The following is a 23,987-nucleotide window of genomic DNA, read 5'->3' as shown; positions in this document are numbered from 1 at the left end:
GGGTCTAGGGGCGCCATCCGCGCTTCAGAAGCACGCGCCGGATGCGAGCGATCAATTCCTCGGGATTCCTCAAGTCGTCCGCATTCAGCTCCATGACATACCACCCTTCGGCTTCAAGCCGAGAGCGACGGGTCATGTCCTTTCGCCATTGTCCCTTGGCCGTACGGTGGTAATCACCTTGGTACTCCAACACGACCTTGAACTCGTGGAAAGCAAGATCGGTTCGTACTCGAGTACCCGCCGCGGTCAAGCGCAGTTCGTGGTTGATCCTCGGCGTGGGCAGACCCGCAAGGTGAATGAGAACCCGCAGGATGGACTCCGGTCGAGACTCAGCCCGGTCGTTCAGGAGTGGAAACGCTGCGGCCCGGTTTCGGCTTCCACGACGTCGAGACATTCGGCCAGCGACGCTCCCCAACTCCTCCCTTGTGTTCAATGGATTTTCCCAGTGGAGCAGAAAGTCGCCGGCCGCTACCAGGTCGGTGAGCTTCAGGATGCCGCTGAGGTCGCACCAGGTGCGTGCGGCACTCGTGTGGACAAACGTCGAACCGTAGACGAGTTCGGCATCGCCATCGATGGTCAGACTGTGGCCCTTGAGACCGGATGCGTGCGGTGCGCGCTGCGGTCGCGGCACCGATACGTGGATGGCCCGTTCCTCGGCAAGGCTCGGCGGTAACGGGATACCGAGGAGAAGGGCTGCCGTCGTGTGACTGAAGAACGCGTCCGTAGGCATCCGAACCGCAAGAAGTTCGCATCTGGTGCGGATCGACTCCTCATTCGCCCTGCCGCGGACGCCCCACACCGACCGATCCATGTCGCGCCCGCGTAACCGCTTCGGCGTCACGCCGTGGTACTCGCCATCCATGACTCGGAAGGGTCCGTCCGTAAGCGGCTCCGGCAATTGTGAAGGCATGCCACGAGGATGACGCGCCCCCGCCTTCGCCGCGTCCAACTGTCCACAGCATTCTCGCCCCACGACCGAGTTGCCCACTTTGGCCCCGAAATAGGACCGAAACAGGGGCCGAAGTGGGCAACTCGGGGGCTTCAGGTGTGGCGGGGTTCGCGGTCGTAGGGTGGGCGCGTGGCTGAGACCAGCGCGGGCCTGTTGCTGTACCGCCGCACGCCCGCCATCGAGGTGTTCATCGCGCACATGGGCGGACCATTCTGGGCGAAGAAGGATGACGCCTCCTGGTCGGTGCCGAAAGGCCTGTACGACGACGGCGAGGCGCCGCTCGCCGCCGCCATGCGCGAGTTTGAGGAGGAGATCGGTACACCCGCTCCGGATGCCGACTATCAACACCTCGGGCAGGTGCGGATGGCATCCGGGAAGATCATCACCGTGTTCACCGCGGAAGCCGACTTCGAGGTCGACCGGATCGAAAGCAACACCTTTGCGCTCGAGTGGCCGCCGCACTCGGGACGGATGCAAGAGTTCCCGGAGATCGACGACGCTCGCTGGTTCACTCTCGATGGCGCCAGGGCCAAGTTGGTGAAAAGCCAGCGCCCGCTGCTCGACCAACTCGAGCGCCGCCTCGCTTAACCCGTTTCAAGAAACTCTCACCGGAGGGTGCCCGGATGCCCGCCATCCGTCCTCGAGGGGGCGGATTTCCTTGAGAGACGCGGTCAGCGCGCCCGGAACGCCACCGGCACCGCAAGCACCGCAATCACCGCGGTGAGCGCGAGCGCGCTGGCGAACGGGTTCACGCCGAGTCCCAGCCCAACCGCGAACATCAGCCCCGCGAACGCGATCGCCGTCGCGCCACCCACCGAGTCGGCGATCGACAGCGCCGCGCTGTTAAAGCCCTGGTCCCGTTCGGTCGAGTGGCCGAGCACGAGCGTGCCCATGCGCGGGTAGATCAGGCCCATCCCGCCACCGGCCACGAACCATCCGGCCGCAGCGACGACGGGCGAGAGCTCCAGCCACGCCGTCAGGAACTGCACCGCAACCCCGACCACGAGCACCACCGAGCCGAGTCGCAGGACCGCCGCGTGCTCCATTCGCTCGCCGATGCGGCTCTGCAGCGCCGACCCGAGCGCCCACGACACCGCGCCGACCGTCAGGATGAGACCGGCCAGCCAGCTCGCCAGCCCGTACCGCTCGGTGAGCAGGTAGGGCAGGTACACCTCGGTCGCGAAGAACGTCGCCGCCGCGACGCCCTTCAGCATCACGGTCGCCGGCAGACCCCGCCGCACGAGCAGTGCACCCCGCGGCAGCAGCGGCCGCACCGCCACCACCACGATGGCGAGCGCAGCAGCGGCGATCACCCACGAGTACGCCCCGCCCGCCTCACCGCCCAGGCTGATCGCGAGCACCGCGGCGGCAACCACCACCGACAGCACGATCGCGACCCAGCCGCGCCGGCCCACGGCATCCGGATCCCCCGCGCCATTCGGCAGCGAGCGCAGCTGGAACAGCGTGGGCACAACCGCACCCCCGGCGAGCACCACCAGCCCGCCGACGCCGAGGAACACCCAGTGCCAGCTGAAGGTGTCGGCGATCAGGCCCGCGATCGGGGGACCGATCATCGACGGCAGCACCCACGCCGCCGCGAACATGCCGAAGATCCGCGGATGCAGCACAGCCGGGTACAGTCGCGCCACGATCACGTACAGCGCGACGTTGATCGCCCCGGCACCGAATCCCTGCAGCAGCCGGCCGACCAGGAACACTCCCATGTCGGTCGCCAACCCAGACACCAGGAGCCCGGCGATGAACACGATGGTCGCGGCAATCAGCGGCACCGACGGGCCGCGCCGGTCCGCCCACTGCCCGGATGCGACCATGCCGATCACCGAGGCGGCGAGCGCCCCCGAGAAGGCCACCGAGTACAGCGCCTGCCCGTTCAGCTCCCGGCTGATGGTCGGCATCACGGTGGTGACCGCGAGCGCCTCGAACGCGCCGAGGAAGACCAGCGCGTTCGCGCCGATGGTGGTCCAGAAGTAGCGCGGCGAGAACAGGCTCGTGCGAGCCGTGACTTCCTGCTCCGCGGACATCTGCCTCACGCTAACGGCCCCACCGGGGCGACTGGTTCACAACGGCCCCACAAGGGGCGACTGGTTGCTAAGAGAACAGCTGCTGCAGGCGCTTGATGCCCGTCAGCAGCGGCTCGTCGCCGAGCGCGTACGAGAACCGCAGGTAGCCGCTCGGCCCGAACGCCTCGCCCGGCACCGCCGCGACCTCGGCCCGCTCGAGGATGAGATCGGCCAGCTCAAGCGACGTCGTCGGGGTCACACCGCCCCAGTCCCGGCCGAGCAGCCCGCTGACGTCGGCGTACGCGTAGAAGGCGCCCTCCGGCATCGGCGCGTGCAGGCCCTCGATCAGGTTCAGTTCCCGGATGATGGTGTCGCGCCGGCGCTGGAACGCCAGCCGCATCTGCTCCACCGTGTCCTGCGGGCCGGTCAGCGCCGCGATGGCCGCGCGCTGCGAGATGTTGGAGACGTTGCTGGAGAGGTGCGACTGCAGGTTGGCGGCCGCCTTGATGGCGTCATCCGGGCCGACCATCCAGCCCAGCCGCCATCCGGTCATCGCGTACGACTTGGCGACACCGTTCACCAGAATGGTGCGGTCGGCGAGCTCGGGCACCGCATCCACGATCGAGAGCGCGGTCGGCTTCGAGCCGTCAGACGGGTAGACCAGGTTCTGGTAGATCTCATCGCTGATCACCCACAGCCCGTTCGCAAGCGCCCACTCGCCGATGGCCCTGGTCTGCTCGGCGGAGTACACCGCGCCGGTCGGGTTCGACGGCGACACGAACAGCAGCACCTTCGATCGCGGCGTCCGGGCGGCTTCGAGCTGCTCGACGGTGACCAGGTAGTCCTGGTCGGCGCCGGCGAAAACCTCGACCGGCACACCGCCCGCGAGCTTGATCACCTCGGGGTAGGTGGTCCAGAACGGCGTCGGCATGATCACCTCGTCGCCCGGGTCGAGCAGCGTGGCGAACGACTGGTAGACCGCCTGCTTGCCGCCGTTGGTCACGATCACCCGCGACGGCGAGACGGTCAGCCCGCTGTCCCGCGCGGTCTTCTCGGCGATCGCCTCGCGCAGCTCCGGCAGCCCGGCAGCGGGCGTGTAGCGGTAATTGCGCGGGTCGAGTACCGCAGCGGACGCCGCCTCGACCACGTTCGCCGGAGTCGGAAAGTCCGGCTCCCCCGCAGCGTAGGAGATCACCGGTCGCCCCTGCGCCTGCAGCGCTTTGGCCTTCGCGTCGACCTTGAGGGTCGCCGATTCGGCGATGGAACCGATGCGCTGGGAGATTCGAGAGGTGTCTACGGCCACCGCACCAGCCTATCCGCTGGCCCAGGCGAAAAAGAGGGTGGAGCGGTGCCCCCGAGACACCACTCCACCCCGTCGAGACGCCCGGTTGCGGACCGCGTACTCACGCGCGTCTCGGGAGGCGGGTGCGGCCCAATCCCCGAGATTCGGCCCGCACCCGCACGACTAGGCCATGGGCGCTCCCGACTGTCCGCGACCGCGGCGGACCAGCCACACACCCGCGGTGACGAGCGCGCCGAGCAGCAGCAACAGCGCGCCGATGCTCACCCCGGTCGCGGCCAGCGGGCCGAAGCGTCCGTCGAGCAGCCCTCCGGTGCCATCCGCAGCAACACCGGAGTCGGCATCGCTGCCCGGCCCGCCGGGGTCACCCGGAGCACCTGGGGCGCCCGGACCACCAGGTGCGCCCGGGGTCACGCTCGGTGCGACGGATGCCGCGGCCAGGTTGAGCGTCGTCAGCCCCCCATCGGCAACGTCGCTGGCAACCCCGACCCGCATCGCGGTCTGCGTGAACAGCGTGTCCCCGGGTACCGCGAGAGCGCCACCGCCGACGCGCGTCTCCTGCAGGTTGATGCGGATCGACAGCAGCTCATTCAGCACGGTCCGCACGCCGGTCGTGCCCAGCATCCCCTCGTGCACCGGCGAGACGACGTTGCTCTGCAGCAGCCCGTCGAGCAGGTCGAGCGCCCCATCAGTGTCGAATAGCCAGTCGTTGGTGCCCGCGATCAGTCGGTCGAGCAACGCGCCGGTGCTCACGTTCACCGGCACCCCGAGCACGAGCGCGCGCACGGTGAGCGGCGCTTCCCCGGTCAGCAACTGGCCGAGCGTGCCGTGGAAGTCCACCGATGCCGCGGTCTCGAGCGACGGGAGTGCCCGGATGCGATCGGAGCAGACCGGCTGGTCGGCCAGCCCGCTCGCGGCGGCGCCATGGCCGAGCCCGAGACCGTTCAGGATGCCGCCGACCAGACCGTCCGGGGCGTCGGGCACCCGCACGAGACGGCACACCTCACCGGAGATCGGCGCCTGCGGTGTGAGCACCGACACGTCCGCTTCGATGTCCAGGCGTGCGTGGTGCAGCGCCAGTTCGACGCGCTCCAGCAACTGGTCGGCGAGCGTCTCCACGTTGCCCATGATCGTGCCGACGATGCTGTTCACTGTTGCGGCCTGCAACACCTGGTAGCCGACCGGGCGGTTGTTGAGGTCACCGCCGGCGAGGGCCTCGAGATCGATGGCGACCTCGCCCGTGCTGAGGTCGAAGCTCACGCCGTCGCCGCCGTAGCTGGCGCCGAGCAGGTCGGCGATTGCCGCGTCGAGGTCGACCGCGAGGGCGATCGACACGTTCGCGCCGGTCCCGAGCGCACCGAGTGCGGGATCTATCCCGAGCAGCGAGTCGCGCACGGCCGGGGCAAGCGCACCATCCGGCCCCGCCAGCGCGTCGACCCGCAACTCGACCTGGTCAATCGCTTCGCCGACAGCGGTGGCCACGCCCGCGAGCGCCGGACTCGTGAACCTGAGAGTCAATCCGTCGATGTAGTAGTCGCCGGATACCGCATCCGGAGCGCCCGAGGCCTGCGCCGCGATCGCCGCCAACTCGAGCCGCAGTCCCACCACGACGTCGGCCACCTCTTGGTCCAGCAGGGTGTCGAACGAGATCGAGAGCGGGTTGTAACCGGGGGAGGCGTCCGGGCCGATCGCGCCGCCGTCGCTGATGGTTCCGCTGGCGCCGAGCGCTGCTCCGGTGCTCTCGGCGCGGGCGTACTGTCCGATCGCGCCGCCGTCGATAGAGGCGCCGAGCGCCTCATCCGGAACGGCGTCACCGACACCGGATGCGTCGACCGGCTCTCCCCCGAGCACGCCGACCGCGAGCGGGTCGACCTTCTCCGACGTTGGCACCGAGCCGTCGTTGCGCGCCTCGGCCGGTTCCAGTTCAACGATGCCGGCGAGATCCATGCCGGCCATCGAGCCGGACAGGAACTGCCCGCTCGCGTAGGTCGAGTAGCCAGCGCCGCCGCTCGCAGCGCTGGGTCCAGCTAGCGCGAACGCTCCGACGAGCGACACCACCGCGACTATCGCGGCCGGTCGCCTGATCGGCTCCGCTGTGCCCTCTCGGTGCCGTTTCTGTTTGCGCAGCACTTCTGGCCTCCCCATCGAGTTGTCGTACGCGGACCGTGGCCCGTTACAAGGGGAGAGTCGGTGACCCCGGGAATATGACGCCGCGCACAGCGAACTCGGAGGAAAACCCTCGAACGGTGGAGCATGATGGTGCGTGCCCGCGGGCGGCGTCCGGCTTTACAGTGCGGCGCGGCGTCACCTAGACTGACTCGCGGTAGTTGTTATCTGCCATGATTTCGCATGCCAATTTCTGGCCGACTCTCCTATGTGTGACGGTGCGAAGCTATGGCGTTTCGCACTGCTAAAGGGCGGTGGCTCAATTGGTAGAGCAGCGGTCTCCAAAACCGCAGGTTGCAGGTTCGAGTCCTGTCCGCCCTGCAATCCGTCCCGTGCGTGCGCGGGTCGGGGAAATGAACGGATGCATGGCATCCGGATAAAGCCCGGAAGGTAGTGACAGTGGCGAAGAAAGATGTCGACGTCCCCAGCGAGGACCTCGTCGCCAACGCCAAGAGCGAGCGCGCCAGGCGGCGCGGTCCGTTCGCGCGCATCGCACTGTTCCTGCGCCAGGTGATGAACGAGCTCAGCAAGGTCGTCACGCCGACTCGCAAGGAGCTGTTCACCTACACGGGCGTCGTGCTCGTGTTCGTCGTGATCGTGATGGCGCTCGTCGCGGGTCTGGACTTCGTGTTCGGTCTGGGCGTCGCATACGTGTTCGGCAATGGGCCGGTCAACTAGACCCACCGCCCAAGCAAGCTTGATCGGCCATGCGCCGGCTCTACGAAATGGAATGAGAAGTAAGTGGCTGACAGAGAGTTCGAAGACGTCGACCTGACGCCTGCTGTGGAGCAGTCCTCCGAAGTTCAGGAGGTGCAGGAGGGCGACTTCGACATCATCGAGGAAGTCGAGGAGTCCAGCGAGGCGGCCCTGACCGATGCGGTGCACGTTGTCGATGAGTCGACTGACCTGAACGAGGCGCTCGACGCGGTCGAGACCGCGACCGACCCTGCCGCCGACGAGGTTGTCGACGACGCGCTCGACGTCGACTCCGCGCCGGAGGCAGACGCCGCCGCCGAGGCGGTCGAGGACGAGGCCGAGGAGCAGGAGCCCGAGGAAGAGGACCCGTACGCGGCCTTCCGCGACGAGCTGAAGTCGAAGCCCGGCCGCTGGTACGTCATCCACAGCTACGCGGGATTCGAGAAGCGCGTCAAGCAGAACATTGAGAACCGCCGCATCTCCATGGCCATGGAGGACTACGTCTACGAAGTCCAGGTTCCGATGGAGAACGTCGTCGAGATTAAGAACGGCCAGCGCAAGCTCGTGAACCGGGTGCGCATCCCAGGCTACGTGCTTGTCCGCATGGAACTGAACGAGGACAGCTGGTCCGTCGTGCGGCACACGCCCGGCGTCACCGGCTTCGTCGGCAACTCGCACAACCCGACCCCGCTGCGCTTCGAAGAGGCCTTCTCGATGCTGCAGAGCCTCGTGCAGGTCGCCGAGGCACCGGTCAAGACCGGCGGGGGCAAGGGCGCGAAGGTCGCCGCGCGGGCGATCGCGCAGGAAGTCGACTTCGAGATCGGCGAGACCATCACCATCAAGGAGGGCTCGTTCGCGGGTCTTCCCGGTTCGATCAGCGAGATCAAGCCGGAGAGCGGCAAGCTCACGGTTCTCGTCTCGCTGTTCGAGCGCGAGACCCCGGTCGAGCTCAGCTTCGACCAGGTCACCAAGCTCTAGTTCCTGTAAGATCTACAGGTTCCCCCAACGACCACTGCCAGGAGTTGCCTGGTTCGTGGAAGCGCGTCCGTGACCGGATGCACGAAAGAAGGAAAAGGAAATGGCACCGAAGAAGAAGGTTACGGGTCTGATCAAGCTTCAGATCCAGGCCGGCGCCGCCAACCCCGCACCGCCGATCGGTCCGGCGCTGGGTCAGCACGGCGTCAACATCATGGAGTTCTGCAAGGCGTACAACGCCGCGACCGAGTCGCAGCGCGGCAACGTCATCCCGGTGGAGATCACCGTCTACGAGGACCGTTCGTTCACGTTCATCCTCAAGACCCCGCCGGCCAGTGAGCTCATCAAGAAGGCCGCGGGCGTCGGCAAGGGCTCCGCGACCCCGCACACCGCCAAGGTGGGCAAGCTGTCGAAGGACGCGCTGCGCCAGATCGCCGAGACGAAGCTGGCCGACCTCAACGCCAACGACGTCGAGGCCGCAGAGAAGATTATCGCCGGCACCGCCCGCAGCATGGGCATCACTGTCGACGCCTGAATTCCAGGCATCCTTCCCACATTCATCCGGTGACTCACCGTCACCGAAGCGGGAGAGCCAGCCAGGCTCACGACACCGCGAACTCATCACAGGAGAACTGAAATGGCACAGAAGTCCAAGGCGTACCGCGCCGCGGTCGAGAAGATCGAGCCGGGCAAGTACTACACCCCCGCGGAGGCTGTCGCCCTTGCGAAGGAGACCGGTTCGGGCAAGTTCGACTCGACCGTCGAGGTCGCGCTGAAGCTCGGCGTCGACCCGCGGAAGGCCGACCAGATGGTGCGCGGCACCGTCATCCTGCCGCACGGCACCGGTAAGACCGCGCGCGTCATCGTATTCGCGACCGGCCCGGCGGCGGAGGCTGCTCGCGAGGCGGGCGCTGACGAGGTCGGCGGCGCCGAGCTCATCGAGAAGGTTGCCGGCGGCTACACCGATTTCGACGCGGCCGTCTCCACCCCAGAGCTCATGGGGCAGGTCGGACGCCTCGGTAAGGTGCTCGGTCCCCGTGGCCTCATGCCGAACCCGAAGACCGGAACCGTGACCCCCGACCCGGCGAAGGCCGTTTCGGACATCAAGGGCGGAAAGATCGAGTTCCGCGTCGACAAGCACGCCAACGTGCACTTCGTGGTCGGCAAGGCGTCCTTCGGCGCGGACCAGCTCGCGGAGAACGCGAAGGCTGCGCTGGACGAGATCATGCGCGCGAAGCCGGCTTCCTCGAAGGGACGCTACGTGCTCAAGGGCACCGTGGCCACCACCTTCGGCCCCGGCATCCCGCTGGACACCGCGTCCATCTAGACGCCATCAGCATCGAAAGGCCCGTTCCCTCGTGGAGCGGGCCTTTCGCGTATCCGCCCGCTCTCGACAAGTGAAGGAGATCGGGCCGTTTTCGCGCGGTTCTGCGTCAGGATGCCCGTATTCGTGCTGCTTCTCCTGCATTTTCAGCCGGGCGGGCGTAGCCTGACGCATAACGACGGGACAGTCCCGCCCCACGCCCATGACACCGTCGACCGACCTGGTGAATGGCCGAGCCGCGTATGCGCAGCGCCGGTGGGCTGACGCGCGATCCGCGTACGAGGGGGCCCGCGAGGCCGGTGACCTCGAGCCGGAGGATTTCGTCCGCCTCGCGACCTCGGTGCTGATGGTCGGCGAGTTCGAGGACGGCATGGACCTGCTCACCGTCGCCCACCAACGGTTCGCCGCCGACGGTGACGTGCGCAAGGCGGTACGCACTGCAGGCTGGATCGGCCTGCAGCTGATGGCCACCGGCGAACTCGCGCGGGCGGCCGGCTGGCTCGCGCGAGGCGACCGAATCGCCGAGCAGCACCCCGACCAACCCGAACTGCGCGGGTTCTCGCACCTGGCGGAGGGTCTCGGCGGGCTGTACGGCGGGCGCGTCGAGGATGCCGCCCGGCCGTTCGCGCTGGCTGCGCAACTCGGCGACGACTACGGCGATACGGACCTCTCCGCGCTCGGTCGGCTCGGTCAGGGTCAGGCTCTCGTCGCGACCGGTGACACCGGGCGAGGCCTCACCATGCTTGATGAGGCGCTTGTCGCGGTGACGACCGGTGAGGTGTCTCCGATCGCATCCGGCCTCGTCTACTGCGCGGTCGTCTACACCTGCCATTTGGCGTTCGACGTGCAGCGGGCGCGGACCTGGACCGCCGCCCTCGATCACTGGTGTTCCAGCCAGCCGGATGCGGTGGTGTTCAGTGGGGAGTGCCACGCGCACCGGGCGACGTTGTTCCGTTTGCACGGAGCCTGGGATGAGGCCCTTGCCGCCGCCCACCTGGCCGAGGACCTCTACTTGCGCGGTGACCGGATGGCGGGATTCGACGCCTACTACGAGTGCGGTGAGATCCTGCGGTTGCGCGGCGAACTGATCGACGCTGAGGAGTCGTTCGTGCGCGCGGCGCGGTTCGGCACCGACCCGCAGCCGGGTCTTGCCCTGTTGCGCCTAGCCCAGGGCAGGGCGGCCAACGCGCGCGAGCTGATCGGGCGGTGCGCCGACCTGGCGGACCCGGGCATCCGCCGCGGCCTGCTGCCGGCGATAGCCGAGATCGCGCTGGCCGTGGGTGACCTCGCCGGAGCGCGGCTCGCCGCGGATGAACTGGTGGGCGTGGCCGAGGCGCATCCGCTTCCGTTTCTGGTGGCGACCGCACACACCGTTGACGGGGCGGTGCTGCTGGCCGAGGGCGAAGGCCCACAGTCGTTGGCACGGCTGAGGGCGGCTTTGCGGCTCTGGTTGGACCTCGACGCACCGTACGACGAGGCACGCTGCCGGATGCTGGTGGCGCGGGCATTCCGGGCGGTCGGTGACGAAGACACCGCGGCCATGCACCTCGAGGCCGCGCGGGACATCCTGGCCGAGCTCGGGGCGGTGCAGGCGCTGGCGGATCTGAAGGCGGCGGACCAGCCAACGCACGGAGCGGACGGCTCGCTCACGGCGCGCGAGGTCGACGTGCTCCGGCTCGTCTCGGAGGGGATGACGAACAAGGCGATCGCCGCACAGCTGTACCTGAGCGAGAAGACCGTGGCGCGTCACCTCAGCAATATCTTCGCCAAACTGGGGCTGTCGACTCGCTCCGCCGCGACGGCGTACGCGTATGAACACCAGCTCGTCGGAGCCGACCGGCCGCCTGCATAAAATGACCCATTCGTCGGCTCAGGCGAAATGGGTCAAAGGGCCGATTGGTGCGCGGCCGGTAGGTTCCTAGCGTTGAGCGCATGAACCTTCCACTGATCGCCGGCAGCGTCTCGACACTGCTCTTTGCGACGAGCATGCTGCCGATGCTCGTCAAGGCGGTGCGCACCAAGGACCTCAGCTCTTACAGCTTCTCGTACCTCGCGATGACGAACGTCGCCAACCTGGTGCACTCGGTGTACGTGTTCAGCCTCCCGCTCGGGCCGATCTGGCTCCTCCACGGCTTCTACGTGACCGCATCCGTACTCATGCTGGCCTGGTTCGTGCGCTTCCGGGCATCCGCGCCCGCACCGGCATCAACACCTGACCGCGTCGCAGTGACAACCGCTGACCGCGCGCCCGACGAGACGGTTCCAACGCTCGTGCCCGTCTGAAAATGCAGGAGATGGGGTGCCGTGTGGCGCCCATATGCTTGAAAACACCATGAATCGGGCCGAATCTCCTGCATTTTCCGGAGCACGGGTGCGCCGGGCCACGGACGCCGACGCGCAGGTGCTGCACGAGCTCGCCGCGGCAACGTTCGCTCTCGCCTGCCCTCCCGGCATGACGCAGGCGAACATCGACGTGTTCATTGCCGAACACCTCTCCGCCGCGCGGTTCCGCGAGTACCTCGCCGACCCACAGCGCGACCTGCTCATCGCGGAGGTGGGCGGGCAGCCGGCCGGCTACACCATGCTCGTCGCCGGTGAGCCGCAGGATCCGGATGTCGCCTCGGCAGTCACCGAGCGGCCGACGGTCGAACTGAGCAAGTGCTACACGCTGCCTTCGGCGCACGGTACAGGGACGGCGCCGACCCTGATGGCCGCCTCCGTTGATGCCGCTCGGGCGCGCGGGGCGCGCACGGTCTGGCTCGGCGTGAACCAGCAGAACGCGCGCGCGAACCGGTTCTACGACAAGAGCGGCTTCGTGGTCGTCGGCACCAAGCGGTTCCGCGTCGGCGACGCGGTCGAGCACGACTTCGTGCGCGCCCTCACCCTCTGACCGCAGAGGTTTGTGCCACAAGCAAGCGAACGTTCCCTTGCCTTTGGCACAAAGCGCTGCTTCGGGGGAGGTCAGACGGTCAGCACGATCTTGCCGCGCGTGTGCCCCGACTCGATCGCGCGGTGCGCGTCGGCCGCCTCCTCGAGCGGGAACTCCCGGTCGATGTGCACCCGCAGGTCACCGGCGTCGATCATCGCGGCGATCGCGTCCAGCGTCGACCCATCCGGGATGGCGCGCAGGTTCGACGCGCGCATCCCGAGCGCTTCAGCCTCGTCCCGGTAGGTCGGCCAGCTCGCGGTTGGCACGTTGATGATCAGCCCGCCCGGCCGCAGAACTGACAGTGAACGCGAACCGGTGTCGTCCTTCACATTGCCGATGAGGTCGATCACGACGTCGATGCCGTGCGTCTCCTCCTCGAAGCGGGTGCTCGCGTAATCGATGACCTGGTCGGCCCCCAGCTCCATCAACCAATCGGCATTCCGCTGCGAAGCCGTGGTGATAACGTGTGCGCCGGCGTGATGCGCGAGCTGCACGGCCAGATGCCCGACCCCTCCGGCGCCAGCGTGGATGAGCACCCTGTCGCCGCGCTTCACCTTGCCGACGTCGACGACAGCGCCCCACGCGGTCAGCGCCGCACACGGCAGCGCGGCGGCGTGCGTCAGGCTGAGAGTCTGCGGCTTCCGAGCGACCGCGGTCGACGGCACCGCGACATACTCGGCGTAGGACCCGCTGGCCCGCGGCACGGTGATGATTCCGAACACCTCGTCGCCGGGCTGCAGCGGATGCGTGTCGTACGCGGGCGTCTCCACGACCCCGGCGACGTCAACACCCAGCACCACGGGCCACGCCTCGATCAGCCCGGCCGCTCCGCGGCCAGCCCTGGTCTTTGCATCGATCGGGTTCACCCCGGCGGCGGTCACCTTCACGATCAGCTCGCCGATCGCCTGCTTCGGGCGCGGGATCGCTGCAACACGCAGCGCCTCCGGCCCGCCGGTCTGTTCGATCACCATCGCGCGCATCTCGGTCATTTCTCCACGGTACCCGCCGTCGTTACGATGGTGCGGTGCAGCCGACCCGACCGTTGATCGCGACCGTGCTGGTCGGAGTCGCCTGCATCGCGGTGGTTACGGCCCTCGTCATCATCTGGGCGGCGCGTCTCACCGTCGACCGGGTCGTCTACGTGAGCGGGCTCGGCGCGGAGGGCGAGCCCACCGCCGGCTGGTTCGAAGCCGCCCTCCTGCTGCTCGTCGCCGGCGGTACGGTCATAGCCTGGGCGGCCCGCCGCATCCGGTCGTCGCCGCGGATCCTGCGCGCCTGGACGCCCACCATCTCCCTGCTGATTGCGTGCGGATTCTTCCTGGTCGCGTCGCAGGTCACCTGCACGAGCGGGTGCCCGCTGCCAGTCGGCCCGACCTTCACGGTGCAGGACTTCACCCACACGCTCGCCGCCGTGCTCGCTTTCGCGGCGGCCTGCTGGGCGATGCTGCAGGCGAGCTTCGCGGTCGGCCAGAAGGCCATCGCGCGGTTCTCGCTCGTCAGCGGCATCGCGGTGGCCGTCATCGCCGCAACCGGCGGCATCCTGTCGCTGCTGCGCTTCGGCACCGATGTCGGCAGCGTCCTCGAGCTGGTCGCCACCACGATCGCGATCCTCTGGCTTGCGACCTTCGGCGCCATGGTCGCGCGCACGACGCTAGCCGCGCATCAGCTCCAGCAACCGGTCGGCGAGCCCGACGAGCACGTGGATCTCGTTGTCGTCCCGGTCGACCCATTGGCAGCGAGGCTCGGCGTCGATGGGCACGAAGTCCCGGTGCTGCTCCCAGACAACCAGCGTGCGCTCGGCACCTAGGACGTACTGCTGCCAGAAGACCTGCCGCAGGTAGCTGCGCGGGATGCTCCGCCAGGCTCGCGCGGTCGTCTTGATCTCGGAGAGCTCCACACGTCCATCGCGCACCCGGATGCCGTCCGGCGTCGCCAGGTGCCGGCGGTTCCCGTCGGCGTGGAACAGGTTCGCGCTCGGGTCGATGCCGTACACCGAGCGCACCCAGCGTGCGATCTCCGGCTCGCGCGCGCGGCCGTGGTCGGTGAACGCGTTGCCTGTGAACCGTGAGCCGAGCAGTTTGTCGCGGGCGACTGATGCGACGGCGCGCGTACTCGACAGCTTGGCGACATCCGTTCCGGTCACCCCGACGCTGCGCGCCCGAAGCCAGGCGACCCTGTCCGTCGAGCTGGCCAGGATGCGGGACGTGTGGTCCGCCCGAGGCTCCTCGAAGAGGCTGAGGACGGGCTGGAGACTCACCTAGCCATTCTGCCGCCTTGCGGCCGTCGGTCCGCGCCGGCGGCACGGCGTGGTGTCAGGCCATGGCGTCGATGCTCGCGGGCGACAGCGCATGGTGAATCGCGAGCATGCTCGCCCCGAGCACCGCGGCATCCTCGCCCGCGCGTGATTGCACAATGCCAAGATGCTCGGTCGCCAAGGGCATCGAGCGCGCGTACACCACCTCGCGGACACCGGCGATCAGGTGCTCGCCCGCCTGCGCCATGGCGCCGCCGATGGCGATGATCGACGGGTTGATCAGGCTGACACACGCGGTCAACACCTCCCCGATGTCGCGTCCCGCCTGCCGGACCGCCTGGACCGCGTCGATGTTGCCGTGCTTCACGAGCTCGACGACATCGCGACCGGTCTGCACGTCGATACCCGCGTCGCGCAGGCCCCGTGCGATCGCTGGGCCGGATGCCATGGCCTCGAGGCAACCACGGTTGCCGCAGTGACACGGCACCCCTGCGCCGCGTGCGATCTGGACGTGCCCGATGTCCCCAGCGATGCCCTGCGCGCCACGCTGCAGCCGCCCCCCGGAGACGACACCCGCACCGATACCGGTGGCGACCTTGACGAACATCAGGTGCTCGACATCCGGCCACGCCGTTGCTAGTTCGCCGATCGCGGAGATGTTCACGTCATTGTCGACGAGCACCGGCACGGGCCAGTGCTGCTGCACCCATCCGGGCACGTCGAATCTGTCCCAGCCGGGCATGATCGGTGGGTTTATCGGGCGTCCGGTCTTGAACTCGACCGGGCCGGGCAGACCTATGCCGATGCTGATCAAGTCGGCGGTGTCCCGACCGAGCCCGGCAAGCAGGTCGTGTCCGGCATCCACCACCCAGCTCAGCACCGCTTCCGGGCCATCGGCAACGGGAAGGGGCTCTCCGTGCTGGGCGAGGATCGTTCCCGCGAGATCCGCGATGGCGAGCTTCGCGTGCGACGCTCCGACGTCGACGCCGAGCACCACACGAGCACCGGGATTGAGAGCGAACCGGGACGATGGCCTGCCGCCCGTCGAGATCGCTTCGCCGACCGGCCGGATGAGCCCCAGCTGCATGAGCGAATCGACACGAAGCGCGATGGTGGAGCGGGCCAGGCCGGTGAGCGTCGCGAGCTCCGCCCGAGTCCGCGGCTGTCCGTCTCGGAGGAGCTGGAATAGGGCACTCGCACCGGATGTCCCCAACGCCGAGTCTCGGGCGATGTCGATCATGTGGAAAGTAAAGCACAGACCGTTATGCAGGTCTGCGCTACAGAAGTTGTAACGGCTTCCTGTCAGTTCTGCCGACCGCTTGACAAAAGATGCGTAATCTCTGGCAGAATCGCGGGCATGACGACGAGGTCCTCGCAGCGGCCGTCCGAGCTTGGTATCGGCATGGTCGGAGGCGGCTTTATGGCCACGGTGCACAGCCGTGCAGCGCGCGTCGCGGGCGCACGGCTCGTCGGTCTCGTATCGTCCTCAGCCGAGCGCGCCAATTCAGCGGCACACGAACTCGGATACGAGCGCGGCTATGGCAGCGTCGACGAGTTGCTCGCCGATGGCGCCATCGACGTTGTGCACGTGTGCACTCCGAATACGACTCACGCGCACATCGTCCGTTCCGCGCTTGCTGCCGGAAAGCACGTCATCTGTGAGAAGCCACTCGCCACGAGCGCCGGGGAGGCCGCGGAGCTGGTCCGCCTGGCCGACGACGCAGGCGTCACCGCAACCGTTCCCTTCGTCTATCGATTCCACCCAATGGCACGCGAAGCGCGAGCCCGCGTGAGCAGCGGCGCCACCGGCACCCTCCTCAGCGTGCAGGGCACCTACCTGCAGGACTGGCTTGTGCGCCCGGATGACGATGACTGGCGAGTCAACTCCGACCTGGGCGGTCCATCGCGAGCGTTCGCTGACATCGGGTCCCATCTCGTCGACCTCGTCGAGTTCGTCACGAGCGAGCGCATCGGCAGGCTCAATGCCGTCAAGCGCACCGTGTTCTCCGAGCGGTCGACCAACCGCGACATCGCCACCGAAGATGCCGTGGCGGTGGTGTTCGAAACGGTGACCGGCGGGATCGGGACACTTCTGATCTCCCAGGTTGCCCCGGGACGCAAGAACCACTTGGTGATCGAGTTTGCCGGCGAAGCAGAATCGGTGCGGTTCGACCAGGAGCATCCGGATGAACTGTGGCTCGGCCGTCGGGTCGGCTCCCAGCTGCTTGCTCGGGATGCGGTCGACCTGTCCCCGGATGCCGCGCGGCTTAGCGTCCTCCCGGCCGGACACCCGCTCGGCTACCAGGACGCGTTCAACGCCTTCATCGCGGACAGCTATAACGCGATCGGCGGCAACGTCGCCGACGGTCTTCCCACGTTCGCGGACGGCCTTCGCGCGGTCAGGATCACTGACGCTGTGCTCGCTTCCGCTGCATCCGGCGATTGGGTGGAAGTGCCCTCCGTCGGAACTCCAGCTGAGGCGGTGAGTCGATGAACGGGGTTGAGCCCATCCTCACCACGAGGGGCATCACCAAGAGCTTCTTCGGCGTGCGCGTGCTGCACGGCATCGACTTGGAGCTCTACCCCGGTCGCATCCATGGGCTCGTGGGCGAGAACGGTGCGGGCAAGTCGACCCTCATGAAGATCATCGCCGGGGTGTATACGAAGGACGACGGCGAACTGCGCCTTGACGGCGCACCGGTCGACTTCACCCACCCGCTGCAGGCGATGCACGCAGGCGTCGCGACGGTGTTCCAGGAGTTCAACCTTCTCGCCGAGCGCAGTGTCGCCGAGAACGTGTTCCTCGGCCGGGAGCCGCGGACGCGCGGGTTCGTGAACAACAAGGAGATGGCTGCCCGCACGTCCCAGCTGCTCGATGAGCTGGGTATCGACTTCATTGACCCCGGCTCGCGCGTCGGTACTCTGAGCGTCGCGGAGCAGCAGATCGTCGAGATCGTCAAGGCGCTGTCGTTCGACGCGCGCGTGATTTCGATGGATGAGCCGACCGCGGCGCTGTCGGACAACGAGGTGGTGCTGCTCTACGGCATCATCCGCAAGCTCGCCGCACGCGGCGTCGCCGTGCTGTACGTCTCCCACCGGCTGGCCGAGGTATTCGAACTGTGCGAGACGATCACCGTACTGAAGGATGGTGCGCTCGTTTCGACTGGACCGGCCGCCGAGCTCACGCCGGGCGAGCTTGTGCGCCGGATGGTTGGACGCTCGATCGCGAGTTACTTCCCGGATCCTGTGCCGGGCACCGTGGCTGGCGACGTGCGGGTTGCCGTGCGCAATGCGGGCAACGACTACCTCGAGGGCATCTCGTTCGACATTCGCGCGGGCGAGATCGTGGGCCTCGCCGGTCTGCAGGGAAGCGGTCGCACCGAGTTGGCAGAGGCCCTGTTCGGCGCGGTTCCGTTCACGCGCGGATCGGTGGAGCTGGACGGACGGCCGGTGACCATCACGAGCCCGCGGGCCGGCGTCCGAGCTGGACTCGCACTGGTCACCGAAGACCGGAAGGCGCACGGTCTCGCCTTGAACCAGTCGCTGCTCGACAACGCGCTGCTGGTCATCCGCGGCGTCTTCGCCGGCCGAACCGGTGAAGCCCGGAAACGCATCCCGGGCGTGCTCTCGTCTCTTGAGGTCAGCGCTCGCGGACTCGACCAGCAGGTGGAGTTCCTCTCCGGCGGCAACCAGCAGAAGGTCGTGCTCAGCAAATGGCTGGTCACCGAGCCGCGCGTCGTCATCTTCGACGAACCGACTCGCGGGATCGACGTCGGTGCCAAGGTGGCGGTCTACCAGCTAATGCGGGAGTGTGCGGCTGCGGGCATGGCGATCCTCATGATCTCCTCCGAGCTGCCGGAGATCATCGGCATGTCGGATCGCATCCTGACCATGCACGACGGCCGGATGGCGGCTGAACTGCCAGCCGGTTCCTCTGAGGAAGCCATACTGCTCGCGGCCACCGGTCACGAGGTGTCGGCATGAAACTCCTGCGTGGGCGACGACTCGACAACACGGTGATCGTGCTGCTCGTGCTCATTGCGGTGATGGTGGTCGGTTTCATCCTGGTGTCGATGGCTGGCCGCAACTTCCTCAGCCCAGGCAACATCCGGGACATCCTGACCGGGATGAGCGTGCTCGGTTTCGTCGCGATCGGGCAGACCCTGGTCATCCTGTGCGGTTCGCTCGACCTCTCGGTGCCGTACGTGGTCAGCCTCGCCAGTCTGATCGCCGCTGAGACGATGGCGGGGGATCCAGGCAAGATCGCCCAGGGTGTGCTGCTTGCCCTCGTGGTCGCTGGCCTCATCGGACTCGCGAACGGCGTGATCGTCACAGGACTCAAGGTCAACGGATTCATCGCGACCCTCGGCGTGGGGTTGATCGTCTCCGGCTACCTCGCGACGACATACCAGGGAACCGCCGGCAGCGTGCCGCGGGAGTTCCAATTCATCGGCGCGACCGGTGTCGGACCGGTGCCGATCTCCACCATCATCATGGTTGCGCTCGTCGCACTGACCGCTGCGTTTCTGCGCAAGACGCGAACCGGCCACCACATGTACGCGGTGGGCGGCAGCCAGTCGGTGGCGCGACTGTCCGGGCTTCGGGTCTGGCAGCCGCTCGTCATCGCCCATGTGCTGTGCTCGATGACCGCCGCGCTCGCCGGATTGCTGCTGGCGAGCAGACTCGGCGTCGGCAGCCCAACCGTCGGTTCCCAGGGCGGCTACGACCTCCTGTCGATCGCCGCTGTCGTTCTCGGCGGCACTCTGCTGCTCGGCGGACGCGGCTCCGTCTGGGGAACTCTCGGAGGAGTCGCAATCTTCGCCGTCGTTGACAACGTGATGAGCGTGCTGCAGGTCAATCCATTCATGAAGGACGTCGTGCGTGGCATCGTCATCGTCGCAGCTGTCGCTCTCTACACGGGCAGGGCGACTGAGCGCCGCAAGGCGAGGTTCAGCCCGGGGAGGGCGGCAACCCAGGAGGCGCTCGCACGCGACACCTCGATGGAGGGGAGCGCGCGATGAGCACAACGGATGCTACTGCGACGCGGCCGGCTTTCGGCCGTCGCCTTGCGCGGCTCGGGTTCACTCTGATCAGCCCGCGTGGCGCCGTCTTCCTGCTGCTCGCGCTGCTGCTCATCGCGATCATGGTGCTCAACCCGAAATTCGGCGATCCCGGCCAGCTCATCCGCTTCATCCAAAGGGTGGCGCCTGTCGCGATAGTGGCGATCGGCCAGTACTTCGTGATCGTCTCCGGCGAATTCGATCTATCGATGGGTTCAGTAGTGACCGCCCAGGTCGTCATCGCAGGCAACCTGATCGGGCAGGATGACTCGCGAAGCATTCCCGTGCTGCTGTTCATGCTGGCGTTTGGGGCGGCGGTCGGTCTAGTCAACGGGCTCGTCACCACGCTGCTCCGGGTGCCGTCGTTCATCGTGACGCTCGGGATGATGCTTGCCCTGCTCGGCGCGGTGTTCTACTGGACCGGCGGCGCGGCGACCGGCAACCCGGCCGACAGTTTCCGGGAGGTCGGGCGCGGCGGCATCCGGGATGTGCCGGTGGTCGGGATCATCCCGTGGTCAGTGCTGATCCTGATCGTGCTGACGCTGGCCGCGGTCTGGTTCGCCCGTCGGCCATTCGGCCGCATGGTGATCGCGGTCGGGGACAACGTGACGACCGCGCGCTACTCGGGTGCTCGGGTGTGGTGGGTGAAGACGAGCGCGTTCATCCTGTCCAGCCTGAGCGCGACGGTCGCTGGCGTGCTGCTCGTCGGCTATGCGGGAGTGCACCCGTCAGTTGGAAACGGCTACGAGTTCACCGCAATCACAGCGGTGGTGCTCGGCGGTGTGGCACTTGGCGGTGGTCGCGGCTGGGTGGTCGCTGCCGTTGCCGGCGCGTTCGCGTTGGAGGCGCTGTTCATACTGCTCAACTTCGCGGAGGTACCGGCCACAATGCGCGACGCAGTGCAGGGCGTGATCATCATCGCGGCTGTGGCCTACTCGGCAGTGACGTTCCGTGCGATACGCAGCGGTCGCACACCAGAGACTTCCCCGCAACCGGGGGAGCCGTCCGATCTCGGTGAAGATCGTGCGGCACTTGCACCGCAGACCCGAACGCCGAACGGCGCGAGGACAACCAATGGAGGTAGTGATGCGACGTAAGAATCTAACGCTCGTCGCCGTGGGAGCTGGGGCGCTCATCGCCCTGGCCGGCTGCACAACGGACCCGAATGTCGAGGCGCCCGAGGGCAGTGAGGCGCCGGAGGAATCGGTCGAATGGTTCGACCAGGCGCTGTTCGACAAGCAGGATGCCGAACGCTCCGTCACCCCGGAGGGTCCAGAGGGCGAGCCGTGGCTGCAGCACATCAACGCCGAGATGGTTGACACGAGCCAGTACGCGAGTGAAGGCGCCAAGAAGGTGTGCTTCGCGAACGCGTCCATCTCCAACCCGTGGCGCCAGACCGGCTGGATCACCATGAACGAACAGCTCAAGGTGCTGCAGGAGTCCGGCGCGATAAGCGAGATGGAAACGCGTGATGCGCAGGACAGCGACGACACGCAGATCGCCGACATCGACTACTTCATCGAGGAAGGCAACTGTGACGCGTTCGTCATCTCACCGAACAGCACAGCGGCGATGACGCCGGCGGTGGAGCGCGCGTGCGAGACAGGCAAGCCAGTGGTCGTCTTCGACCGTGGCGTGCAAACCGATTGCGCCGTGACGTTCATCCACCCGATCGGTGGCTTCGCGTGGGGCATCGACACCGCTGAGTTCCTCATCGACAACCTCGAGGAGGGCGACAAGGTGATCGCCTTGCGCATCCTCCCCGGAGTCGACGTTCTAGAGCAGCGCTGGGCCGCCGCCGAGAAGCTGTTCGATGAAGCCGGAATCGAGGCTGTCGACTACTTCACCGGTGCTGACCCGGTGAAGATCAAGCAGATCGTCTCGGATGAGCTCGCACGCGGTGACGTTGCAGGAGTCTGGATGGACGCCGGCGATGGTGCTGTCGCAGCGATCGAGGCGTTCGAGGACGCTGGAGTCGACTATCCGGTGATGACCGGGGAGGACGAGCTGAGCTACATGCGCAAGTGGGAAGAGACCGGCCTGAACGGTCTGGCGCCCGTCTACTCGAACTTCCAGTGGCGTACGCCACTACTCGCGGTGCAGATGATCTTCGCGGGTGAGGAAGTCCCGAAGGAGTGGGTGCTGCCGCAGGTCCCGATCACTGAGGACGATCGGGCCGAGTTCCTCGAGGCGAACGAGGGAATGCCGGACGGGCACTACGCCAAGTTCGGCGGGGAGGACCTGCCTGGCTACCCGACCGTGTGGCAGGAGCGGATCATCCCGTAATCGATTGAAGCGCGGGCGGGCCGGTGGCTGGTTCACCGGTCCGCCCGCCCGACTGTGAACGGAGGCGACATGCGTCGGTCTCTCGGCGTCAACACCTGGGTGTGGGTCTCGCCCCTCGACGACGAACGGCTTGAGCGGATTGCAACCGTGGCAGCCTCGCTCGGTTTCGACGCCATCGAGCTGCCGGTCGAATCGGTCGGCGACTGGGATCCGGGCCGCGCTCGCGACCTGCTCGGCGGACTCCGTCTCGAGCCATTCGTCGTCGGGGCCATGGGCAGCGGTCGCGATCTGGTTGACGAGTCGCCCGGCGTGATCGAGAACACGCAGGACTATCTGCGGCAGTGCATCGATATCGCGGCGGCCGTCGGCGCCGGTGTCGTCGCCGGCCCGTTCTACGCGCGAACCGGCCGCACCTGGCGGATGACTCCCGCGGAGCGGGCGCGCACGATCGACCGGCTGCGCGAGTCGCTTCGCCCGGTCGTCGACCACGCGGCGACTCATGGCGTTGTGATCGGAATCGAACCGCTGAACCGGTACGAGACGAGCCTGATCAACACCGTCGAACAGGGCCTCGACGCGCTTGACCCCTTGCTCGGCGACCACCTCGGACTCGCGCTCGACAGCTACCACCTCAACATCGAAGAGAAGCGGATCACGGATGCCGTCCGGGCGGCATCCGGGCACATCGCCCACGTGCAGGTGAGCGGCAACGATCGGGGAGCGGTAGGCGACGACCACATCGACTGGCCGTCGTTCCTCGACGCGCTCGACGATGCGGGCTATGCCGGACCGCTCAACCTGGAGAGCTTCACCGGCGACAATGAGACCATCGCGACGGCCGCCTCGATCTGGCGGCCACTCGCGCGCAGTCAGGACGAGCTTGCCGAGCGATCGTTGCGCTACCTCAGGCAACTGCAGGATGAGAGGACCAGACAATGACGACGAACCCGGTCACCCTATTCACTGGCCAGTGGGCGGACCTGCCTTTCGAGGAGGTCGCGCGGCTGGCAGCGCAGTGGGGCTATGACGGGCTCGAGATCGCGTGCTCAGGCGACCACCTCGACCTGAGGCTCGCCGAGGAAGAACCCGGATACCTCGACGAGCGCATCGAGATTCTGGGGCGGCATGGCCTTCGGGTGTTCGCGATCTCCAACCATCTCACCGGCCAGGCGGTGTGCGACGATCCGATCGACTTCCGGCACCAGGCGATTGTTCGTGACTACACGTGGGGCGACGGTGACCCGGAGGGAGTCCGCCAGCGGGCGGCGGAGGACATGAAGCGCGCGGCTCGGGTCGCCCGCAAGCTGGGGGTCGACACCGTGGTCGGCTTCACCGGCTCCCGCATTTGGCCGTACGTTGCGATGTTCCCGCCGGTGCCGGCTTCGGTCATCGACGACGGCTACCAGGACTTCGCCGACCGCTGGAACCCGATCCTCGACGTCTTCGACTCGGAGGGCGTGCGGTTCGCGCACGAGGTGCACCCGAGCGAGATCGCCTACGACTACTGGTCCAGCGTCAGGGCTCTCGAGGCGATCGGTCACCGCGAGGCGTTCGGCTTCAACTGGGACCCGAGCCACATGATGTGGCAGAACATCGACCCGGTCGGCTTCATCGTCGACTTCAAGGACCGCATCTACCACGTCGACTGCAAGGACACGCGGATGCGTGCGCACAACGGTCGCGCGGGAGTGCTCGGCTCGCACCTGCAGTGGGGAGACCCCCGACGCGGCTGGGACTTCGTCTCGACCGGGCACGGCGACGTGCCATGGGAGGACTCCTTCCGGGCCCTGCGGTCGATCGGCTACACCGGGCCGATCTCGATCGAGTGGGAGGACGCCGGCATGGAACGACTGCACGGTGCAGCTCGGGCTGTGCAGTACATCCGCTCGCTGCTCTGGGAGCCGCCCGCCCAGTCGTTCGACGCCGCATTCAGCAACCAGTAGCCGGTTTGCGCGCATCCCGGCGAATCACTTAGGCTGTACGGAGCCAAAGACCGCTGGTCTTCGGCGTGTCCACGAAAGTGGGCC

General features: G+C 67.4%; 22 protein-coding genes, 1 tRNA gene and 1 pseudogene. 17 read left to right on the top strand and 7 right to left on the bottom strand.

All coding sequences use genetic code 11. From position 1 onward, the window contains the following. Positions 1-4 precede the first annotated feature (4 nt). Complete coding sequence (locus tag IRG63_RS03045; protein ID WP_193509192.1) at positions 5-862, bottom strand: DUF559 domain-containing protein; 858 nt, start codon at positions 860-862, stop codon at positions 5-7. 216 nt (positions 863-1,078) lie between these two features. Here IRG63_RS03045 and IRG63_RS03040 point away from each other — a divergent pair, with 216 nt between their 5' ends. Then, complete coding sequence (locus IRG63_RS03040; protein ID WP_193509191.1) at positions 1,079-1,537, top strand: NUDIX domain-containing protein; 459 nt, start codon at positions 1,079-1,081, stop codon at positions 1,535-1,537. An 83-nt stretch (positions 1,538-1,620) separates the two neighbouring features. Here IRG63_RS03040 and IRG63_RS03035 read toward each other — a convergent pair whose 3' ends face one another. The 3 genes from IRG63_RS03035 to IRG63_RS03025 form a co-directional block, all read right to left on the bottom strand. Beyond that, positions 1,621-2,991: an MFS transporter gene (locus IRG63_RS03035; RefSeq protein WP_168625768.1), complete on the bottom strand. Its 1,371-nt coding sequence runs from the start codon at positions 2,989-2,991 to the stop codon at positions 1,621-1,623. Between the two features lie 67 nt (positions 2,992-3,058). Next, positions 3,059-4,273 (bottom strand): pyridoxal phosphate-dependent aminotransferase, encoded by a 1,215-nt coding sequence (locus IRG63_RS03030; RefSeq protein WP_168625767.1) that lies wholly within the window; start codon positions 4,271-4,273, stop codon positions 3,059-3,061. Positions 4,274-4,435: 162 nt separating this feature from the next. Continuing rightward, positions 4,436-6,400 (bottom strand): choice-of-anchor G family protein, encoded by a 1,965-nt coding sequence (locus IRG63_RS03025; RefSeq protein ID WP_370566164.1) that lies wholly within the window; start codon positions 6,398-6,400, stop codon positions 4,436-4,438. Between the two features lie 284 nt (positions 6,401-6,684). On the opposite strand from IRG63_RS03025, the gene IRG63_RS03020 reads away from it, so the two are divergent. The 8 genes from IRG63_RS03020 to IRG63_RS02985 all read left to right on the top strand — a co-directional run bounded on the left by IRG63_RS03020 (position 6,685) and on the right by IRG63_RS02985 (position 12,321). After that, a tRNA-Trp gene (locus IRG63_RS03020) sits at positions 6,685-6,757 on the top strand. A 78-nt stretch (positions 6,758-6,835) separates the two neighbouring features. Then, complete coding sequence (secE, locus tag IRG63_RS03015) at positions 6,836-7,114, top strand: preprotein translocase subunit SecE (protein ID WP_168625765.1); 279 nt, start codon at positions 6,836-6,838, stop codon at positions 7,112-7,114. Between the two features lie 63 nt (positions 7,115-7,177). Beyond that, complete coding sequence (gene nusG / locus IRG63_RS03010; protein WP_168625764.1) at positions 7,178-8,110, top strand: transcription termination/antitermination protein NusG; 933 nt, start codon at positions 7,178-7,180, stop codon at positions 8,108-8,110. A 100-nt stretch (positions 8,111-8,210) separates the two neighbouring features. Beyond that, positions 8,211-8,642 carry a 50S ribosomal protein L11 gene (rplK, locus tag IRG63_RS03005; RefSeq protein WP_168625763.1) on the top strand — a complete coding sequence of 144 codons (432 nt, stop codon included), beginning with the start codon at positions 8,211-8,213 and terminating at the stop codon, positions 8,640-8,642. 102 nt (positions 8,643-8,744) lie between these two features. After that, complete coding sequence (gene rplA, locus IRG63_RS03000; RefSeq protein WP_168625762.1) at positions 8,745-9,434, top strand: 50S ribosomal protein L1; 690 nt, start codon at positions 8,745-8,747, stop codon at positions 9,432-9,434. 199 nt (positions 9,435-9,633) lie between these two features. Further along, positions 9,634-11,283 carry a response regulator transcription factor gene (locus IRG63_RS02995; protein WP_168625761.1) on the top strand — a complete coding sequence of 550 codons (1,650 nt, stop codon included), beginning with the start codon at positions 9,634-9,636 and terminating at the stop codon, positions 11,281-11,283. Between the two features lie 80 nt (positions 11,284-11,363). Beyond that, a complete protein-coding gene (locus IRG63_RS02990) occupies positions 11,364-11,714 on the top strand; it encodes a hypothetical protein (RefSeq protein WP_168625760.1) in 351 nt (116 codons plus the stop codon). An 88-nt stretch (positions 11,715-11,802) separates the two neighbouring features. Next, complete coding sequence (locus IRG63_RS02985; RefSeq protein WP_349236092.1) at positions 11,803-12,321, top strand: GNAT family N-acetyltransferase; 519 nt, start codon at positions 11,803-11,805, stop codon at positions 12,319-12,321. Positions 12,322-12,392: 71 nt separating this feature from the next. Here the strand turns inward: IRG63_RS02985 and IRG63_RS02980 are convergent, their stop codons facing one another. Then, positions 12,393-13,349, bottom strand: coding sequence for an NADP-dependent oxidoreductase (locus tag IRG63_RS02980; protein ID WP_227411708.1), 957 nt, complete (start codon positions 13,347-13,349; stop codon positions 12,393-12,395). Positions 13,350-13,384: 35 nt separating this feature from the next. On the opposite strand from IRG63_RS02980, the pseudogene IRG63_RS13700 reads away from it, so the two are divergent. Continuing rightward, positions 13,385-13,933 (top strand): annotated as a pseudogene (locus tag IRG63_RS13700) (DUF998 domain-containing protein); the annotation flags it as partial. A gap of 78 nt (positions 13,934-14,011) precedes the next feature. On the opposite strand, the gene IRG63_RS02975 reads toward IRG63_RS13700, so the two are convergent. Together IRG63_RS02975 and IRG63_RS02970 are read right to left on the bottom strand one after the other, a co-directional pair. Next, positions 14,012-14,617, bottom strand: coding sequence for a YqaJ viral recombinase family protein (locus IRG63_RS02975; RefSeq protein ID WP_168625758.1), 606 nt, complete (start codon positions 14,615-14,617; stop codon positions 14,012-14,014). Positions 14,618-14,672: 55 nt separating this feature from the next. Next, positions 14,673-15,854 carry an ROK family transcriptional regulator gene (locus IRG63_RS02970; RefSeq protein ID WP_168625757.1) on the bottom strand — a complete coding sequence of 394 codons (1,182 nt, stop codon included), beginning with the start codon at positions 15,852-15,854 and terminating at the stop codon, positions 14,673-14,675. Positions 15,855-15,971: 117 nt separating this feature from the next. On the opposite strand from IRG63_RS02970, the gene IRG63_RS02965 reads away from it, so the two are divergent. The 7 genes from IRG63_RS02965 (at position 15,972) to IRG63_RS02935 (ending at position 23,903) form a co-directional block, all read left to right on the top strand. Further along, on the top strand, positions 15,972-17,108 hold the full coding sequence (locus tag IRG63_RS02965) for a Gfo/Idh/MocA family protein (protein WP_227411707.1): 1,137 nt from the start codon (positions 15,972-15,974) through the stop codon (positions 17,106-17,108). Then, a complete protein-coding gene (locus IRG63_RS02960; protein ID WP_168625756.1) occupies positions 17,105-18,598 on the top strand; it encodes a sugar ABC transporter ATP-binding protein in 1,494 nt (497 codons plus the stop codon). The genes IRG63_RS02965 and IRG63_RS02960 overlap by 4 nt, the downstream gene beginning before the upstream one ends. After that, entirely contained in the window at positions 18,595-19,635 is a 1,041-nt protein-coding gene (locus IRG63_RS02955) for an ABC transporter permease (RefSeq protein ID WP_168625755.1), read from the top strand. Before IRG63_RS02960 ends, IRG63_RS02955 begins: the two co-directional genes overlap by 4 nt. Further along, positions 19,632-20,771, top strand: coding sequence for an ABC transporter permease (locus tag IRG63_RS02950; protein WP_168625754.1), 1,140 nt, complete (start codon positions 19,632-19,634; stop codon positions 20,769-20,771). The genes IRG63_RS02955 and IRG63_RS02950 overlap by 4 nt, the downstream gene beginning before the upstream one ends. After that, complete coding sequence (locus IRG63_RS02945; RefSeq protein WP_168625753.1) at positions 20,761-21,960, top strand: substrate-binding domain-containing protein; 1,200 nt, start codon at positions 20,761-20,763, stop codon at positions 21,958-21,960. The genes IRG63_RS02950 and IRG63_RS02945 overlap by 11 nt, the downstream gene beginning before the upstream one ends. Before the next feature lie 69 nt (positions 21,961-22,029). Continuing rightward, positions 22,030-22,899, top strand: coding sequence for a sugar phosphate isomerase/epimerase (locus IRG63_RS02940; RefSeq protein ID WP_168625752.1), 870 nt, complete (start codon positions 22,030-22,032; stop codon positions 22,897-22,899). Further along, positions 22,896-23,903: a sugar phosphate isomerase/epimerase gene (locus IRG63_RS02935; protein ID WP_168625751.1), complete on the top strand. Its 1,008-nt coding sequence runs from the start codon at positions 22,896-22,898 to the stop codon at positions 23,901-23,903. The genes IRG63_RS02940 and IRG63_RS02935 overlap by 4 nt, the downstream gene beginning before the upstream one ends. Positions 23,904-23,987 lie beyond the last annotated feature (84 nt).

It is taken from the genome of Cryobacterium sp. BB736, assembly GCF_014980265.1.
Lineage (GTDB): Bacteria > Actinomycetota > Actinomycetes > Actinomycetales > Microbacteriaceae > Terrimesophilobacter.
Note: the sequence above shows the minus strand (reverse complement) of the source record. Positions and strands in the feature narration are given on the sequence as shown.